Consider the following 18,025-nt stretch of genomic DNA (forward strand, 5'->3'; position numbering starts at 1 on the left):
TTAAAAATTAATCTCCATGATTCCTTGGTTTTCTTTCACACGGGCAACCGAGAGGATTTTTTCTTTGATTGCCAGTAGTAGTCCCGTATCTTCAATTTTTTTACCATTGTTTGTTTGGATATGAAATGAGTCATAAGCAAAATCCGCACTGGTTGAGATCCTAACAAATATCACTTCAAGTTCGAAGTCGAGTAATGTTTTTAAGATTCGATACACAAGTCCAATGGAATCGGGAACTCGGACTTCTAAAACAGAATAAGATTCGGAAAGGTCGTTGGCAAATTTTACCAACTCTTCTACCATCCCATCCGGAATTTGTGGTAATGTTTTCCAAATATTCGTAGTAGAGGCCAAATCTTCGATATTGGTTTTTCCTTCGATACATTCGGCAAGTGTAGATTCAATATCCAAAATTTGTTGTTCTGCGATCTCACCACTTCCATATTCATCGGTGATTTGCGCTTGTAAAATGAGTTGGTCTTCTTCGGTTCTAAATAAACGTAAACCTACCAAATTAAGTCCCAAAGAGGAAATAGTGCCCGATAGATAAAGTAACATTTGTTTGTCGGCTTGTGCAAAGATAGAGAGTGTCACAAAAGCAGGTTCTCGTTCTGTGATCATTCGAAACGGAAGCCCTGAGGTTTTCCATTCATAGAGCAGTATAAAATGTTGGTACACTCGTCTCGGAGTATTGTAATTTAAGTAGGAAGAAGGTCGTATTTTCATTCCAAACTCAACAATATGTTCGGATTGTTCGGCAGTAAGTCCTTCTTTTTCGACCAAATAGGTTTCGAGAGTGGATTCGATCCGTTCTTGGGTATCGGCCAGATTTCCTTTCTTTTGTAGATAAGCCAAAGTGGAAGTGAATAGAAAGTGCAAAATTTCTTTTTTCCAATTGGTTAGGATTCCTTGTCCCACCGACTTTGTATCGATAATTGTTAGAATGTATAACAATCGTAAGGTGTTTTCGTTAGAAAATTGTTTGGCAAAGGAAGAAATCAATTTGGGGTCATAAATATCTCTTTTGGAAGATAACTCTGACATCACAATATGTTCGGCCACAAGGAACCGTAAAAGTTCTGTATCTTCTTCGGACAATCGAAACCGTTCCGCTATGATGAGAGCAAGTTCCGCACCGTACTGGCTATGATCGCCTTCTTTTACCTTTCCGGCATCATGGATGAGAATCGCGAGAGCCAAAATTTCTATTTTTTCACAAACATTGAATACATCTTGGACTTGCCTATCTTCCCATAAGTCAGCAATGAGAACATCCAGTTCCCTTAAGATGAGAAGGGTATGTTCGTCTACCGTATATTGGTGGTGGTAACTAAAAAGAGGAAAGTTTGTACAAGCTCCAAATTCAGGGATGAGTTTTCCTAAAATATTACACTCGTGCATGAGTGTGAGTGTATGCCCAATTCTTTTTTTTTGGCGTAACATCGAGAGAAAAGTATCCAAAACCGACTTTTGGTTTTTGAAATCATCATCTAAGAAGTGTGATGCGAATCGTATTTCGTTTAAATCGATGCGGGAAGGTTCCTCTTCGTTTAGTTGAGATTCTGCGAAGAATTGAATGATATCATCGTACAAACTATCTGGGTTCGAAAGTTCTTTCTGGATGCGTTTGTTTTTTCGATTGGTTTTTTCATCCAAATAAGTTCCAATATAAAAGTACAATTCCTTTTGGGCTTTGTAAAATTGGCTCATAAAGGATTCGAGCGTTTTGATTTCGTTTTTGGGACCAAAACCTAAAAACTCTGCCACTTCTGCTTGTAACCCCAAATCCAACCTGTCATTTTTGCGACCACTAATGATATGAAGAGCAGACCTTGTCAAAAGCAAAAAATCATAGGCAGACAAAAGAGTTAAACTATCTCCTATCAAATAAAAATCAAAAATACCACCATCAGCAGAATCGGCCAAAGGATTTGTTTTTTCGATCCAATACATATGTTGTATATCACGAAGTCCTAATGGATCATTTTTAATATTGGGTTCAGAGAGTAAGATGGGATTGTAAGAATTGATGATTCGTTCGCGAAGATAGGACAACTTCCATTCATTGAATCCTTTGATGGTTTTTTCTGGAATTTTTCCCAAGAATTCTGTTTTGTATTTTTGGAAAAGGACTTCAGATCCCACAAGAAACCTGGAATCAAGAACGGCATGGAAGGTTTCGATTTGGTCCAAATACAAAAAGGATTCTTTGATAGTGCGGCAAGAGTGACCCACTTCCTTTTCGTTATTGTATAAGAATGTATTGATTTTCGAAATGATTTCGCTTAGGAGTTTGTCGGAGAGTTTTCCATCGTGAAGATACAGAAGGTCGATGTCAGAATAGGGGGCTAGTTCCCGTCTACCATAACCGCCTACTGCAATCAAACAAAGATGGTCTTTCAGCGGGATTCCATCGGAGACTTCGTAAAAAAGAGTCCGAATGGCATCGTCTACTAGATTACTCAACTGGCGTGTGAAGAGCCTGCCGGAAGAAACTGTTTTGGCTTTTGGAAACGTCCGTTGCAGTTTTGCCTTGAGTTCTGATTTCATCATGTTAAGATGGGATCTCCTACCTTATTGGACAACTTTAACATGAATCCGAAGATTAAAATCACAATTCAGTTTATTTTCAGCCATCTTTCCGCCTATCTTCTCGTATCCATACCCTACTTCCAGTTGGTGATGAAGGATTATTATGAAGGGGATAGTGCTGTTTTCCCATTGTTTCTCATCACTGCAACCGATGGTGCCGCTTGGTCTAGGGCGATGTTTTGGTTATTTCCTTCTTTGATTTTCCAGGCAATCTTAATCGTGAGTTTTTTAATTGTGATTTGGGACTGGTTTCGATTGCAAACCTTCGGCAAACAGATGTTTGTTTTGATATGGATGAGGACTATCCTCGGTGGGCTTGCTGCAATTTCTCCTGCTGTGGGGAGTTTGGAAGGACTGGTATTTCTGATTCCAGAAGTTTCGATTTCTATCCATTTTTATGTAATTCTTGAAATCTTCTTACAGTCTCTAGTCCAAGCCGGAATTTTTTTGGGACTTGTGAATCGATTTAAGTGAAGAAGTAACTAAACATTTTATGTTTTTTAAAAATTCTAAAAACCAAAACAAAGAAGATAGAAAGACAAAACTTTTCACTCAAGTCGGATGTCTTGTTTCCTTAGCATTGATCGTTCTATTTTCCACCAATCTTTTGTTTGCAGATGGATGGGAATCTTCGATTTGGAAAGATAAAACCTACCGCAACCAAAGGATCTCTAGTGCCGATCCGACTTTTGGAAATGATGATTTTATCAAAATTCCAAAAAAGAAAACGGTTACCATTGCCGAGATCAAAACAAGGGGAGTCATCAAACATATTTGGATGACTCTTGCGAGTAAAGATCTAATGGCCAGAAAAAATGCTGTGATTCGCATCTATTGGGACAATCATAAATATCCATCCGTAGAGGTTCCGTTAGGCGAATTTTTTGGTCAAGGTTGGGGGGAAGAATACATTCTTAATTCCGCTCCCTTGGTCGCCGCCCCCAAAAAAGGAAAGTCTATGAATTCTTACTTTCCTATGCCCTTTGAAACCGGAGCAAAAATTGAAATCGAAAATGAATCGGATGAAGATATCAGTAATTTTTATTTTTATATCGATTATGAAGAATGGAAAGAACCATTAGATTCTCAATTACGTTTTCATGCACAGTGGAACCGAGGTGTCACTCAACCTAACACAGTGAATGGGAAGGAAAACGAATGGGCCCTTCTTGGAGAAACAGAAAAGACTGTTTTTAAAAAGGAAAATTACTTCTCTGTTCTTGAAACAAAAGGCAAAGGCCAGTTTGTTGGGCTCAATTTGTATGTAGATTCTCCCACACCACTTTGGTATGGCGAAGGCGATGATTTGATCTTTATAGATGGAAACCAAACAGAAGCCAATCTAAAAGGAACAGGAACCGAAGATGTTTTTAACACAGCTTGGTCACCAAAAGAAATCTTTATGCATCCATACTTCGGATATCCACGAGTTTCTGATTCTGTGGGATGGCTTGGTCGAACCCATTTGTACCGATTTTGGGTGGAATCCCCTATACGGTTTGAAAGAAATTTCCTATTCCTTTTAGAGCATGGACATGCAAATTCCTTGACCTTAGATTTAATCTCTGTTGCTTATTGGTATCAGAGTCTGAATCCAAAACCAATGAAGGTTTTGCCGAAAAAAGAATCCCGTGTCAACAAACCGGAGATTAATTTTCGTCACATTCATAAATGGCGGGATTCATTCCGAAGCGAAAAAGGTTATGGGGAAATTTGGGGCAATGAATGAGATCAATACCAATGTGTTTGCGGGAGAAATTGTTTCCCAATCCATCGACGCAATTGTCGTTTTAGATACAAATAGCAATATACTCTCTAGTAATTTAGCGTTACAATTGTTAACTGGTTTCTCGGAAGAAGAGTTACACCAAAAAACATTTTCCTTTCTCTTTCCTCCCAACGAAAAGGGAGAACAAAGTTCCATAGAAACCTTTGTTAGTTCCAAAGACTCTCATTATATTGCTGGTTTTTTAAAAGAATTGGAACTGGTAACAAAACCAAAAGGAACGATTCCTGTAGAAATTCGCGCCTTTACCATCCGAAACGAAAACCAAAATTTTTATGCAGCCATCATTCGGGATGTGCGGGAACGCAGAAGACTCGAAGAACAAAAGAACGTTCTCATCAATAGTTTGAAACGATTGGCTTATATGGATGAACTCACCATGTTGCCGAACCGACGTTCCTTTTCCGAAAGTTTACAAAAAACAGTCGCCACCGTCAAACGTCGTAACCGCGAATCAGTGCTTGCGGTTCTCGACATCGATCATTTCAAAGTCATTAACGATACCTATGGGCATGATATAGGGGATTTGGTTTTGAAAAAAATGGCCAATATCTTTGTGGATTGCCTAAGAGAAGAGGACACAATCGGAAGGATTGGTGGGGAAGAGTTTGGTTGTATCCTGCCCGACACCACAACGGAAGGTGCCACCATTGTCCTCGATCGCCTCCGGGAATCGGTCGAAACCCATCGGTTTTTCATTTTTGATAACTACTACCTCAATATCACTCTGAGCATTGGTTACACAAAGGTGCATCCCATCCAAAAACCAGAGGAGATCTTGAAGTTGGCAGACATCGCTCTCTACCAAGCCAAGAACCATGGTCGTAACCGGATCCAAGTTTACCCTGTGTGACATAATTTTAGCAGATTCTTGGAAACTCTGCTAAAATTCCAGGCTCCAATTCTCTTCCTGCTTGACGAAAAAATCCCAAATCCATAAACTTTAAGCATAGATTAGCACTCTAATCATCAGAGTGCTAAAGGAAGTGCCAAGAAGGATATGGATCTTTCGCCTAGACATCGTTCTATTTTGAAAGCTTTGGTTGAGGAATTTGTATCGGACAACAAACCGGTCGGATCCAAAACCCTTTCTGAAAAATACGATATCGGAGTTTCCCCCGCTACCATTCGGTCCTGCTTAGCAGAACTGGAGGAGATGGGTTTTATTGTGGCACGTCATACTTCGGGAGGTCGGATTCCGACGGAACGAGGTTACCGGTTGTATGTGGATAGTTTGGTAACTCTTTTTGAGCTTACCATGCGCGAAAAACAAAGGATTCAGGAAGAGTATCTACGGATGCAATTTCGATTGGATCAGGTGCTTGTCGCGACATCCAAAGTTTTGGCTTCCCTTTCACAATCGGCGAGTGTGGTTCTTGGTCCGGAAGGATCACTCGACACACTCAAACATATAGAACTCATCCATGTAAACGGTGGAGAGGTTCTTATGATACTTGTTATGCGGTCAGGAACTGTGCTCAATCGAAATATTTTTTTCGATTACCACATCTCACAAGAGACTTTGTACCAAATTTCAAGATATTTGAATGATAACGTCAAAGGTTTTGATGTTCATGAAATTCAAAGTAATCTGATTCCTCAGATGATGATGCAAAAGGAAGGTCCGGAAGGATTTTCACAATTTGCACCATCGATTGCGAGAGCAATGGGATCAGACAGCCAATCTGTTGATAACTTATACATCGATGGATTGAAAAACTTATATGAAAACTTTAAGGATGAAGAGGAACAATTAGAAAACATCCTGCATCTATTTGATGAAAAACAGTTCCTCAAAGAGTTTTTTAGTGATTATGTTCCGATGGATGGTGTTTATACCATTATTGGAAAAGACGGTAACGAGAAGTTAGGTGGTGTGACCATCATTACAACAAATTACCGAATGGGAGAAAAGAGGATCGGTTCCATGGGAATCATTGGTCCTCAGAGGATGAATTACAACAAAGCATTACCTTTGATTGAATTCACTTCGAAGTTAGTTTCAGAAATGATAACGAAATTGAGTAGATAGTAGGAGGAAAAATGGCAGAAGAAACAAACCAATCCGTGGATGAACAAACTGTGGTAGTCGAAGAAGGACAGGCCATGTCGGATGAAGCCATTGAACAAGCAGTAGAAGGTGCCGAGAAAGAACTCGATAACGCTAAAAAAGAAATCGAGACTTTAAAAGATTCTTGGCTTAGAGAACGTGCGGAGTTTCAAAACTACAAACGTCGAACTGCAAATGACTTGTTAAATGCTAGAAAAGAATCCATCAAAAAGTTTGCTGAAGGACTTACGGGTGCTTTGGACAATTTAGAACGAGTTTCTAATGTTCCGAACCAAACTCCGGAAGTAGTCGCTTTCGTAGAAGGGATCAAGATGGTTCAAAAGGAATTTTATTCCGTATTGGAAAAAGAAGGAATCAAACGTTTAGATCCGAAAGGAATGCCGTTTGATCCTATGCTTATGGAAGCAATTGCTTCCGAGGAAAGTGCAGAGTTTGCTGAGGAGACGGTTGTGGAAACTTACCAAGCTGGTTATTACCATGAAGAAGGTGAGAACAAACAATCCATTCGTCCTGCGCGTGTAAAAGTGGGAAAACCACAAAGTTAATATAAGTAAGAAGGAGAAGATTATGTCTAAGGAAAAAATTATAGGTATCGATTTAGGAACCACTAACTCTTGTGTGGCGGTTATGGAAGGTGGAGACCCTGTTGTCATTCAAAACTCAGAAGGGGCAAGAACCACTCCTTCGATTGTTGCCTTTACCGCAAAGGGTGAAACCATTGTGGGTCAGTTCGCAAAGAACCAGGCAATTACAAATGCGGTAAATACGATTCGTTCTGCGAAACGTTTTATCGGTCGTCGTTTTAACGAAGCTGGTGACGAATCCAAAATGGTATCTTACAAAGTGATCCGTGCTGGAAATGATGGTGTCAAATTTGAAACCGTTTCTGGTGAATTCACTCCACAAGAGATTGCGGCTCGTGTTCTTCAGAAAATGAAAAAAACTGCGGAAGACTTTCTTGGTTACGAAGTAAAGAAAGCTGTAGTAACTGTTCCTGCATACTTTAACGATGAACAAAGACAAGCAACAAAAGATGCCGGTCGTATTGCTGGTCTTGAAGTAGAACGAATCATTAACGAACCAACAGCTGCAGCTCTTGCTTATGGTTTTGATAAGAAAAAAACCAGTGCGAAGATCGCAGTATATGACTTAGGTGGTGGAACATTTGACGTATCCATCCTTGAGCTTGGTGACGGCGTATTCGAAGTAAAATCCACAAATGGGGACACTCATCTTGGTGGTGACGACTTTGATAACGTGGTCATGCAGTGGATGATTGATGAGTTTAAAAAACAAACAGGAATTGATATTTCTGGAGATAAAAACACAGTACAACGATTGAAAGAAGCTGCTGAAAAAGCTAAAATCGAGTTGTCTGGAACATCTTCCACTCAAATCAATCTACCGTTCATTACAGCAGATGCATCTGGTCCAAAACATTTGGATATGACACTCACCAAAGCAAAGTTTGATGAGATTACAAGATCACTTGTAGAAAGAACTCGTATTCCATGTATCAATGCATTAAAAGATGCAGGATTATCTGCGAGCGAAATTGATGAAGTCATTCTTGTGGGTGGATCGATTCGTATCCCTGCTGTGCAAGCTCTTGTAAAAGAAATTTTTGGTAAAGAACCAAACAAATCTGTAAACCCAGACGAAGTAGTAGCCGTTGGTGCTGCGATCCAAGGGGGAGTTCTTGCTGGTGATGTTACTGACGTATTGTTACTCGATGTAACTCCACTTTCTCTTGGTATTGAGACTCTCGGTGGTGTGATGACAAAACTCATCGAAAGAAACACAACCATTCCTACAAGAAAGTCACAAGTGTTCTCTACTGCAGCAGACAGCCAAACCACAGTTTCGGTTCATGTTCTGCAAGGGGAACGTGAGATGGCAAGTGCCAATAGAACCCTCGGTCGTTTTGACTTAGTGGGAATTCCATCGGCGCCAAGAGGAGTACCTCAAGTAGAAGTCACTTTTGATATTGATGCGAACGGTATTGTTCATGTATCGGCGAAAGATTTAGGAACAGGGAAAGAACAAAAGATTCGTATTGAATCTTCTTCCGGATTGTCTGAAGAAGAAATCAAAAAGATGGTTAAGGATGCAGAAGCTCACGCAGAAGAAGATAAAAAACTTCGTGAAGCGGCTGATACTAAAAACGAATTGGAAGCGATTGTTTACCAATTGGAAAAAACCGTTGGAGAATCTGCTGACAAACTCGACGAATCAGAAAAACAAAGAGCTCAGGACGAAATCAAACGCGGCCGTGAAGCAATGGAATCTGGTGATGTTGAAAGAATGAAAGCTTCTCGTGATTCCATCCAAGAAGTCGCAATGCAAATTGGACAAAAGATCTATTCGCAAGCAGGCCCTGAAGCAGGAGCTCCGGGTGCGGATCCTGGTGCAAACGCGGGACAAGGTGCAAGTGAATCTTCAGCCGGTGGCGAAAAGGTAGTCGATGCGGATTACACCGTAGTTGATGAAGATAAAAAATAAATAGAGAAAGAAGCAAAACTATGAGCGACCGTGGTTACTACGAAGTATTAGGCGTTTCGAAAGGTGCCTCTGATGATGAAATCAAGAGCGCCTATCGTAAGTTAGCCATCAAATATCACCCTGATAAAAATAAGGGTGATAAAGAAGCGGAAGAAAAATTCAAAGAGGCTACTGAAGCCTATGAAGTGTTACGTGACGCACAAAAACGTGCGGCGTACGATCAGTTCGGCAAAGCGGGCGTGAATGCCGGTGCTGGCGGAGGATATGGGCAAGGTGCTTATACAGATTTCTCTGATATCTTTGGGGACTTCGGTGATATCTTCAGTGAATTTTTCGGGGGCGGAGGTGCTGGCGGTAGCCGCGGTGGTGGAAGAAGGTCCGGTCCTCAAAGAGGATCGGATTTACGTTATAATTTAGAAGTTAGTTTAGAAGATGCGGCCCTCGGTAAAGAATACAAAATAGAAATCCCACGATTGGAAACTTGTGTGGATTGTTCTGGATCGGGAGCATCGAAAGGATCTTCGCCTACAGTTTGTCCGGATTGTTCGGGCACAGGTCAAGTGAGAAGGACACAAGGTTTCTTTAGTGTCACAACCACTTGCCCACGTTGTAAAGGAAAAGGAAAAGTCATTTCCAATCCTTGTAAAACTTGTAAGGGTGAAGGCCTAACAGAGAAAAGACGAACCATTCATATTAAAATTCCTGCAGGTGTAGAATCGGGAAGCCGACTCAAAGTTTCTGGAGAAGGTGAGTCTGGCCCGAACGGTGGACCAAGTGGGGATTTGTATGTGGTGACACATATTAAAAAACACCCAACCTTTGAACGCCAAGGGAATGACTTAATTGTTCAAAAAACAATTTCTTTGTCCATGGCTTGCCTTGGGGGAGAGATCGAAGTACCCTCCATTGATGGAAAAACCATCCAACTTAAAATTCCAGAAGGAACAGAAAGTGGGCAGATCTTCCGATTGAAGGGTCATGGGATTCCTTACCTTGGTTCTTATGGAAAAGGGGACCAACACGTAATCATCAAAGTCGAAATTCCTAAGAAACTTTCTAAAAAACAGAGGGAACTTATGGAAGAATTTGCCCGCGAGTCTGGAGAAAAGGTGGGCAGTGGCGGAAAATCTAAGTTGTTTTTCCGCTGAACTTTTGGAGTATTGAGAGCATCTATGGATAAAAAAGTCCGACTCGGAGTCATTGGTACTGGCCATATGGGTCAATACCACGTAAACGTTGCCAAACAGCTTTCTGATGCTGAACTCATTGGAATATTTGACGCTAATTTAGAACGTTCTGCGCAAATTGCTGAAAAACACAAAACAAAAGCGTTTCCAACAGTGGAAGAATTGTTAAAGGAAACGGATGCAATTGTCATTGCAGCACCAACTTTCCTTCATCATAAAATCGCAAAACAAGCGTTAACTGAAAAGAAACATGTTTTGGTAGAAAAGCCGATTTCGCAAACGGTAGAAGAAGCAAAAGAACTAGTAACTTTGGCAAAACAGAACAACTTAATTTTGCAAGTGGGTCACGTGGAACGGTTCAATGGAGCTGTTTTAGAACTTGGTAAAATTGCAGAACACCCACTTCTCATTGAATCTAGAAGGATCGCACCATACAACAGTCGCATTACTGACGTCGGTGTGGTTTTGGATATGATGATTCACGATATCGATATCGTTTTGAACTTGGTAAAATCAGAAGTGAAAGAAGTGAAAGCTGTTGGATCTTCCGTTGTTTCCAATCACGAAGACATTGCGAGTGTAGTTCTTACTTTTGCAAATGGTTGTGTTGCTTCCCTGAATGCTTCCCGTGCTTCCCAAGCAAAAATTAGAACTCTCAATATCTCTCAAAAAGATTCGTACGTATTTTTAGATTTTACCAACCAAGAGATTGAATTGCATAGACAAGCAAGTTCGACAACTCAACTCGGAAGTGGGGAAATCAAATACAGACAAGAATCCATCGTGGAAAAAATCTTTGTTCACAAAGACAATCCTCTCAAACAGGAACATGAACACTTTGTAAAATGTATTAAAGGAGAATCCGAACCTATGGTGAAGGGTGATTCCGATATTAGCACTTTAGAAGTCGCTTACAAAATCCTGGAAGAAATTCACGGCAAAAAATAATGACAGAAAATCCTGATTCAACTCGCGGAAAGTTACTTATTTCCAACTCTAGTGTGATTCAGGATTTTTTTCACAAAACCGTTGTCCTTATGGTAGATCATGACGACGACGGTGCTTTTGGTCTGGTTTTAAACAAACCCACCGACCAAACAATGGAATCATTAATCAAAAATCTTCCAGATACGGCTTATTCCAACAAACAAGTATTTTCTGGCGGCCCTGTGGACAATATGTTCGTATCCATACTTCACAATGGGAAACAAACAGAAGATCCTGGTGTGGAAATTGTTCCCGGAATTTATATGGCACGAAGTTTTGATACAATGATTGAAGTTCTTTCTTCCGATCAGATTCAGTTTCGTGTTTTGCAAGGATATGCGGGTTGGTCTTCCGGCCAATTGGAAAGTGAGTTTGAAAGGTTGTCTTGGGTTGTTTCTGACCATGTGGACGAATCCATTGTTTTTGGTGAAGACGAATCTGAGGTTGTTTGGCGAGAGGCCCTTCGTAGTAAGGGTGGAATCTACAAATACTTTGTTGACCATACCAAAGATCCATCTCTCAATTGATTCACTACAAAAATTACCGATATGAAACTTGCATCCAAAAAGATTGTGCTCAGTTCAGGTTCTTCTCCCTTAGGAAAAGAACTTTTGCCACTGCTTCTTTCGGAAGGTGCTCTTGTCGTAGTTGGTGATTCGAATCCAGAAGAAATTCCCAATCACCCCAATCTCCAAAAGTATAAAATTGATCCTTCGAAACCGGATCAAATGGAACGACTGATTGAATCGGCCATTGAAACCTTAGATAAAATCGATGTATTCATTCTAAATTCAGAACAAATCACATATGCGGAAGATGAAAAGGAAGATTGGAACAAACTAAAAAGCCTTTTTCATTCGAACACACTCGCACCCATTTATACAGTGCAACGCTTAACTAATTTAATTTCTGTAGGACTTCATATAATCGTTGTTAGTTCTGATTTAACGAAAATCCCGACTCCTGGATTTGGTTTGTATGGATCTTCCAAGTCTGCTTTGGATTATTTTTGGGATTCCTTTCGCAAACAAATCGGTAGAGAGTTCCGATTTTCGAGGGTCATTGCCCTGGAGCCAAAACTTTCCGAACCGAAACGACTGGCAAACCGGGTTTTACAATCGATCCTTCGCCCGAAGAAGAGAAGGTATGAGCACATTTCCCAATTGGGAAACCGGTTCTTATTAAAATTTTTGCCTTTTCTACGTTTTTTCCGAACCTTGGCCTATACATTCCGGTTAAAACACGAGAAAAAGAAGAAAATTTCCTCTAACGATCTCGCACCGAATATCGAAAATTAATCATTCCGTACTCTTTGTAGACAGACCCTTACTGGGTTTCTTGCCTATGCTTAATTTCTAAACAGTTAAATCCCTTCGTTTAACCTACTTATGTCGGATGGAGTCGGAATCCATTCTTTTGCGTCATATCTTCCATTTGGTACAAATATTGCTAACTAAGTAAGCAGAGGGTGCCCCCATGTTTATCGCCGATTATAGTGAAAAGAATATATATGATGAGATGTTTTCCAGCGAAGGTTATCCGCGTAAAAGTTACGATTTTGTAAAAACAAAAATGGAGAGTTTGGGTGGGATCGAACTCGTAAAACGAAGTAGTTCTGCCGAGAGGGCTCTCATGTCACTCGGAATCACCTTTACCTTGTATGGTGATGGTGGTGAACAAGAACGGATTATGCCTTTTGATGTCATTCCTCGGATTGTACCGAGTGAAGAGTGGATTAATTTAGAAAAAGGACTCAAACAAAGAATCCAAGCACTCAATTTATTTTTAACTGATATTTATGGAGAAGGAAAAATTCTCAAAGATAAAATCATTCCTCGGGATATGATTGAGTCGAGTTCCGGTTACCTCAAACAGTGTATTGGTTTGCGACCTCCAAAAGACATTTGGATACATATTACGGGAACGGATTTGGTGCGGGATGGAGCAGGTGCCTTCCATGTGTTAGAAGATAACTTACGTTGTCCTTCTGGTGTGTCTTATGTTTTGGAAAATCGTGAAGTGATGAAACGAACCTTTCCGGAACTATTCGAAAAGTTAAACATTCGCCAAGTTTATGATTATCCTTACCATCTCAGGTCTATGTTGGAAAACCTAACGGATGTTGTAGATCCCGTGATTGCGGTATGGACTCCTGGTGTTTACAATTCCGCTTATTATGAACATAGTTTTTTAGCGCAAAAGATGGGAGTGTATTTGGTAGAAGGATCGGATCTCATTGTAGAAAATCATAAAGTCTATATGAAAACGACCAAAGGTCTTCGTAAGGTAGATGTTATCTACCGAAGGATCGACGATACTTTTATGGATCAGTCCAGTTTTAGACCCGATTCTTTACTAGGAGTGAAGGGAATCTTTGAAGCATACAAACGAGGGAATGTGGCGTTGGCAAATGCTCCGGGCACAGGAGTCGCTGACGATAAGGTAATTTATTCCTATGTTCCAAAGATCATTAAATACTACTTAGGCGAAGAGCCGATCATTCCCAATGTTCCTACCTATCTATGTTCTGAAGGTCCAGATTTACAATTTGTTTTGGAAAACATTCATAATCTAGTAGTAAAGGCAGCCAATGGTGCCGGTGGTTATGGAATGATCATTGGTCCAAAATCTACCAAACAAGAACAGGAAGATTTTAAGGAACTGATCAAAGCAGATCCAAGAAACTATATTGCCCAACCAGTTTTAAACCTTTCGACAGTACCAACTCTCATTGCGGATAAAATCGAATCTCGCCACGTAGATCTTAGACCGTTCATTTTATACGGTAAGGATATCTATGTGATGCCAGGTGGACTCACTCGAGTGGCTCTCCGCAAAGGATCACTTGTGGTCAATTCATCCCAGGGAGGCGGTTCAAAAGACACCTGGGTTTTAGGATAAGGATATTATATGTTAAGCCGAGTTGCAGAATCAGTTTTTTGGATGAATCGATATATCGAGAGAGCAGAAAACTACTCTCGGTTCATTGATGTCAATCACCAGTTATCTTTGGATTTAAATGAACAGGTTTTGAACCAATGGTTACCTCTTGTTCATACAACAGGTGACGTTGAGTTATTTGAAAAAAGATACTCAGAGCCAAGTCCAGTCAATGTCATAAAGTTTATGACTTTTGATGAAGAAAATCCCAATTCTATATTTCAGTGTCTTTCCAGGGCAAGAGAAAATGCGAGAACGATTCGTGAAAATATTTCAACATCCATGTGGGAAGTATTGAATGAGTTTTATCTTTTGATTAAAGACTATCGCAAAATTTATATGGAATCTTCGGAGTTTCATGGTGATACCGTTTCCATGGGTCTTTCCGAATTCCTAAGTACAGTTAGAAAAAGCTGCCAAAGTTTTTATGGTTGTTCCGATGCCACGATATCGCATGACGAAGTTTGGAATTTCTCCTTACTTGGAAGATTTTTGGAACGTGCGGACAAAACAACGAGAATCCTAGATATGAAGTATTTCATTTTACTTCCTTCGGTTCATGATGTGGGTTCTACCTTAGATTTATTACAATGGTTATCATTATTAAAGTCGGCCTCTGCACATGAGATGTACAATCAAAAATACAAACGGGTGGATCCAACAGATATTGCTGAGTTTTTGATTTTGAATGAAACCTTCCCAAGATCTATTTTCTTTTGTATCCAAGAGATGCAAGAGGCGTTAGAAAAAATTTCCGGAATTAAGGAAGGTTTACCAAGAAACTTGGCGCAAGATGCAACAACTGTTTATTTGAATCGATTGCGATCAGAAAACATTAAATCCATTTTTGATAAAGGTCTACATGAATATTTAGATGATATTCAAATAGAACTCAATCATATAGGTTCCAAAATCGTGGAACGATTTTTTACAAATTAACTATGAGTATACGAGTTGCACTTTCCCATATCACAACCTATCAATATGACAAGTCGATCAAACTCTCGCCGCATGTGGTTAGATTAAGACCGGCTCCACATACAAAAAATCATATTGTTTCTTATTCCTTAAATATACTACCGGAACAAAAATTTCTAAATTGGCAACAAGATCCATTTGGAAATTATTTGGCTCGTTTGGTATTTCCTGAGAAAACCAATATATTACAAGTAGCAGTTGATTTGGTTACCGATTTAAAGGTAATCAATCCCTTTGATTTTTTTGTCGAAGAGTATGCAGAGAACTTTCCCTTTACATATGACAAAGTTTTAAAGAAGGAACTCGCTCCATATTTAAAAGTAAAAAAACCCGGGAAACTACTCGCATCTTATCTCAAAACCATTGATGTTGAATCGAGAAGGATTGTTGAATTTTTAGTAGCAGTGAATGCTAAAGTTTACTCTGACGTTGGTTATGTGATCCGAATGGAACCGGGAATCCAACCACCTGAATTGACTTTATCTTCTCGTATGGGTTCTTGTCGGGACTCTGCTTATTTACTCGTCCAGATACTCAGAAATTTGGGCCTTGCTGCAAGATTTGTATCTGGGTATTTGATCCAATTGAAAGCCGATGTAAAATCTTTGGATGGCCCATCGGGTGCGGAATCCGATTTTACAGACCTACATGCTTGGGCAGAGGTTTATATCCCAGGAGCCGGATGGGTGGGTCTTGATCCCACTTCCGGTCTTTTTACAGGTGAGGGTCACATTCCATTGGCTGCGACTCCGGAACCAGAATCTGCCGGGCCGATTTATGGTTTTGCTGAAAAAGCAAAAATAGAATTTTCTTTTCATATGGGAGTGGAAAGAGTTTTAGAAACTCCTAGGGTCACCTTACCATACCAAGACGATGATTGGAACCGTATCATTCGGTTAGGTGATTCCATTGACAAACGAATCAAAAAAAATGATATCAGGCTCACAATTGGTGGGGAACCTACTTTTGTTTCCACGGAAAACCGAGAAGCTCCCGAATGGAATTTTGATGCTTTAGGTTTTGAGAAATATTCCAAATCAGAACAATTGATTAAAAAATTAGGGAAACATTTTGCTCCCGGTGGCCTTCTTCAATATGGACAAGGGAAATGGTATCCGGGGGAACCTCTTCCCAGATGGGCAATGATTTCTTATTGGCGGAAAGATGGGGAACCCATTTGGAACCATCCTTATCTACTCGCCGATGATCGTTACACTGGTTCGGCAACAACAGAAGATGCGAGAAGATTCATTAGTGTTCTTGGCGAGTATCTTAGAGTTCCGACTACATCGATTCATACGGCTTACGAAGATAATTTATACTATCTTTGGCAAGAAGCAAATTTACCTGCTGAAACAGAATCGATATTAGATGATTTAAACACTTACGATGAGATGGAACGTAAACGAATTCTTAAAGTTGTCGATTCGGGTTTACATCGAGAAGTGGGGTATACACTTCCATTGGATTATGATGTGACTAACCAGTCTTGGACATCCGATGAATGGATCTTTCGACGAGGAAAGATGTACTTAATTCCTGGAGATTCACCGATCGGATTGAGATTGCCATTACATTCATTAGGTGGAAAACAAACTCCTTCTTCTCCTGAAGATCCAGCCGCTCCCAAACCGGCTCTTCCGAAAGCAAAGGAATTAGGCCAATCACCATTTCTCACAACAACAGTTAGTTACGTGGCATCAGAGGAACGAACCCGTACTGCCCTTTGTGTGGAACCTAGAAATGGAAATATTCGTGTATTTTTACCACCAATCAAATCATTAGAAGGTTGGTTGCGATTGATTTATGCGATTGAACAAACAGCCTTAGGAACAGATATTCCCATTGTTTTGGAAGGGTATGAGGCTCCGCATGATCCTAGATTAAACCGCTTTAAGATCACTCCTGATCCTGGGGTCATTGAAGTTAACTTCCATCCTTCTTCTTCTTTTGGAGAGATTGTTGAAAAAACAAAAATTCTTTATGAGGAAGCAGAACAACTTCGATTGACTGCAGAAAAGTTTTTGATGGATGGTCGTCACTCAGGTACTGGTGGTGGAAACCATATTACACTCGGTGGTGCTTCTGTTGCTGACAGCCCATTTCTACGCAAACCTTCGCTTTTGCGAAGTTTGGTGGCGTATTGGCAAAATCATCCAGGACTTTCTTATTTATTTTCTGGAATGTTTATTGGTCCTACCTCGCAGTCACCGAGGATTGATGAAGGTAGAAATGATTCTTTACATGAATTAAAAATTGCATTCCAACAAATTGATTCCAGTCGAAATACTTCGCCTTGGATGTTGGATCGAATGTTAAGAAATATCTTAATCGATATCACCGGAAATACACATCGAACAGAAATTTCTATAGACAAACTATTTGATCCAGGATCCCCCACTGGAAGATTGGGACTCATCGAAATGCGTGCTTTTGAAATGCCTCCTCATTATCAGATGAGTGTAATCCAACAAGCATTTATGATGGCAATCATCTGTCGGTTTTGGGAAGATCCTTATTATGGAAATCCAGTCAATTGGAATACGGATTTGCACGATCGATTTATGTTGCCATACTTTGTTTATCGAGATTTTAAAGAAGTGATCTTAGATTTGCAGAATAGTGGATTTGGTTTTTTATCAAAAGACTTTGATCCGTTTTTTGAATTTCGATTTCCTCAATATGGAATTTGTTATTTAGATGGAATGGAAATTGAATTACGTATGGCTTTAGAACCATGGAACGTACTCGGTGAAGAGAATACGGCACAGGGAACTTCAAGGGGAGTCGACTCAGCCACAGAAAGAGTACAAGTAAAGGTAAAAGGTTTTCATCCTGAACGATATAAATTGAGTTGTAATGGGTACGAGGTTCCGCTACAAGCAACGTCTGTTTATAATGAATATGTGGCTGGAGTGCGATTCAAAGCCTGGACCCCTGTTTTTACTTTACATCCACATCTACCTGCACAACAATCTTTGG

14 protein-coding genes are annotated in these 18,025 nt (G+C 40.1%); 13 read left to right on the forward strand and 1 reads right to left on the reverse strand.

Annotation, left to right across the window (positions count from 1 at the left end):
* Complete coding sequence (locus tag JWG41_RS08820; RefSeq protein WP_205269560.1) at positions 1-2,553, reverse strand: [protein-PII] uridylyltransferase family protein; 2,553 nt, start codon at positions 2,551-2,553, stop codon at positions 1-3.
* Positions 2,554-2,592: 39 nt separating this feature from the next.
* On the opposite strand from JWG41_RS08820, the gene JWG41_RS08825 reads away from it, so the two are divergent.
* The 13 genes from JWG41_RS08825 to JWG41_RS08885 all read left to right on the forward strand — a co-directional run.
* Complete coding sequence (locus JWG41_RS08825) at positions 2,593-3,066, forward strand: hypothetical protein (RefSeq protein ID WP_205269561.1); 474 nt, start codon at positions 2,593-2,595, stop codon at positions 3,064-3,066.
* Positions 3,067-3,085: 19 nt separating this feature from the next.
* Positions 3,086-4,321 carry a glycoside hydrolase family 172 protein gene (locus JWG41_RS08830; protein WP_205269562.1) on the forward strand — a complete coding sequence of 412 codons (1,236 nt, stop codon included), beginning with the start codon at positions 3,086-3,088 and terminating at the stop codon, positions 4,319-4,321.
* The gene (locus JWG41_RS08835) at positions 4,314-5,231 is read left to right on the forward strand and encodes a sensor domain-containing diguanylate cyclase (protein ID WP_205269563.1); all 918 of its coding nucleotides are present in this window, start codon (positions 4,314-4,316) and stop codon (positions 5,229-5,231) included. The genes JWG41_RS08830 and JWG41_RS08835 overlap by 8 nt, the downstream gene beginning before the upstream one ends.
* A 147-nt stretch (positions 5,232-5,378) precedes the next feature.
* Positions 5,379-6,410, forward strand: coding sequence for a heat-inducible transcriptional repressor HrcA (gene hrcA, locus JWG41_RS08840; RefSeq protein WP_205269564.1), 1,032 nt, complete (start codon positions 5,379-5,381; stop codon positions 6,408-6,410).
* A gap of 11 nt (positions 6,411-6,421) precedes the next feature.
* Positions 6,422-6,994, forward strand: coding sequence for a nucleotide exchange factor GrpE (grpE, locus tag JWG41_RS08845; RefSeq protein ID WP_205269565.1), 573 nt, complete (start codon positions 6,422-6,424; stop codon positions 6,992-6,994).
* 22 nt (positions 6,995-7,016) lie between these two features.
* Positions 7,017-8,951: a molecular chaperone DnaK gene (gene dnaK, locus JWG41_RS08850; protein WP_205269566.1), complete on the forward strand. Its 1,935-nt coding sequence runs from the start codon at positions 7,017-7,019 to the stop codon at positions 8,949-8,951.
* Between the two features lie 20 nt (positions 8,952-8,971).
* Positions 8,972-10,099 (forward strand): molecular chaperone DnaJ, encoded by a 1,128-nt coding sequence (gene dnaJ / locus JWG41_RS08855; RefSeq protein WP_205269567.1) that lies wholly within the window; start codon positions 8,972-8,974, stop codon positions 10,097-10,099.
* A gap of 24 nt (positions 10,100-10,123) precedes the next feature.
* Positions 10,124-11,086, forward strand: coding sequence for a Gfo/Idh/MocA family protein (locus JWG41_RS08860; protein ID WP_205269568.1), 963 nt, complete (start codon positions 10,124-10,126; stop codon positions 11,084-11,086).
* Entirely contained in the window at positions 11,086-11,652 is a 567-nt protein-coding gene (locus tag JWG41_RS08865; protein ID WP_205269569.1) for a YqgE/AlgH family protein, read from the forward strand. The genes JWG41_RS08860 and JWG41_RS08865 overlap by 1 nt, the downstream gene beginning before the upstream one ends.
* A gap of 21 nt (positions 11,653-11,673) precedes the next feature.
* Positions 11,674-12,423: an SDR family NAD(P)-dependent oxidoreductase gene (locus tag JWG41_RS08870; protein ID WP_205269570.1), complete on the forward strand. Its 750-nt coding sequence runs from the start codon at positions 11,674-11,676 to the stop codon at positions 12,421-12,423.
* 178 nt (positions 12,424-12,601) lie between these two features.
* On the forward strand, positions 12,602-14,026 hold the full coding sequence (locus tag JWG41_RS08875) for a circularly permuted type 2 ATP-grasp protein (RefSeq protein WP_205269571.1): 1,425 nt from the start codon (positions 12,602-12,604) through the stop codon (positions 14,024-14,026).
* Between the two features lie 9 nt (positions 14,027-14,035).
* Positions 14,036-15,004, forward strand: coding sequence for an alpha-E domain-containing protein (locus tag JWG41_RS08880; protein WP_205269572.1), 969 nt, complete (start codon positions 14,036-14,038; stop codon positions 15,002-15,004).
* Between the two features lie 2 nt (positions 15,005-15,006).
* Positions 15,007-18,025, forward strand: a 3,019-nt coding sequence (locus tag JWG41_RS08885; protein ID WP_205269573.1) for a transglutaminase family protein, incomplete at its 3' end; no start/stop codon positions are given.

It is taken from the genome of Leptospira chreensis, assembly GCF_016919165.1.
GTDB classification, from domain to species: domain Bacteria; phylum Spirochaetota; class Leptospiria; order Leptospirales; family Leptospiraceae; genus Leptospira_A; species Leptospira_A chreensis.

What these genes read in the sequence shown, in the direction of transcription:
- JWG41_RS08820 (WP_205269560.1), bottom strand. Translation starts at nt 2,553, where the DNA reads ATGATGAAATCAGAACTCAAGGCAAAACTGCAACGGACGTTTCCAAAA.
- JWG41_RS08825 (WP_205269561.1), top strand. Translation starts at nt 2,593, where the DNA reads ATGAATCCGAAGATTAAAATCACAATTCAGTTTATTTTCAGCCATCTT.
- JWG41_RS08830 (WP_205269562.1), top strand. Translation starts at nt 3,086, where the DNA reads ATGTTTTTTAAAAATTCTAAAAACCAAAACAAAGAAGATAGAAAGACA.
- JWG41_RS08835 (WP_205269563.1), top strand. Translation starts at nt 4,314, where the DNA reads ATGAATGAGATCAATACCAATGTGTTTGCGGGAGAAATTGTTTCCCAA.
- hrcA (WP_205269564.1), top strand. Translation starts at nt 5,379, where the DNA reads ATGGATCTTTCGCCTAGACATCGTTCTATTTTGAAAGCTTTGGTTGAG.
- grpE (WP_205269565.1), top strand. Translation starts at nt 6,422, where the DNA reads ATGGCAGAAGAAACAAACCAATCCGTGGATGAACAAACTGTGGTAGTC.
- dnaK (WP_205269566.1), top strand. Translation starts at nt 7,017, where the DNA reads ATGTCTAAGGAAAAAATTATAGGTATCGATTTAGGAACCACTAACTCT.
- dnaJ (WP_205269567.1), top strand. Translation starts at nt 8,972, where the DNA reads ATGAGCGACCGTGGTTACTACGAAGTATTAGGCGTTTCGAAAGGTGCC.
- JWG41_RS08860 (WP_205269568.1), top strand. Translation starts at nt 10,124, where the DNA reads ATGGATAAAAAAGTCCGACTCGGAGTCATTGGTACTGGCCATATGGGT.
- JWG41_RS08865 (WP_205269569.1), top strand. Translation starts at nt 11,086, where the DNA reads ATGACAGAAAATCCTGATTCAACTCGCGGAAAGTTACTTATTTCCAAC.
- JWG41_RS08870 (WP_205269570.1), top strand. Translation starts at nt 11,674, where the DNA reads ATGAAACTTGCATCCAAAAAGATTGTGCTCAGTTCAGGTTCTTCTCCC.
- JWG41_RS08875 (WP_205269571.1), top strand. Translation starts at nt 12,602, where the DNA reads ATGTTTATCGCCGATTATAGTGAAAAGAATATATATGATGAGATGTTT.
- JWG41_RS08880 (WP_205269572.1), top strand. Translation starts at nt 14,036, where the DNA reads ATGTTAAGCCGAGTTGCAGAATCAGTTTTTTGGATGAATCGATATATC.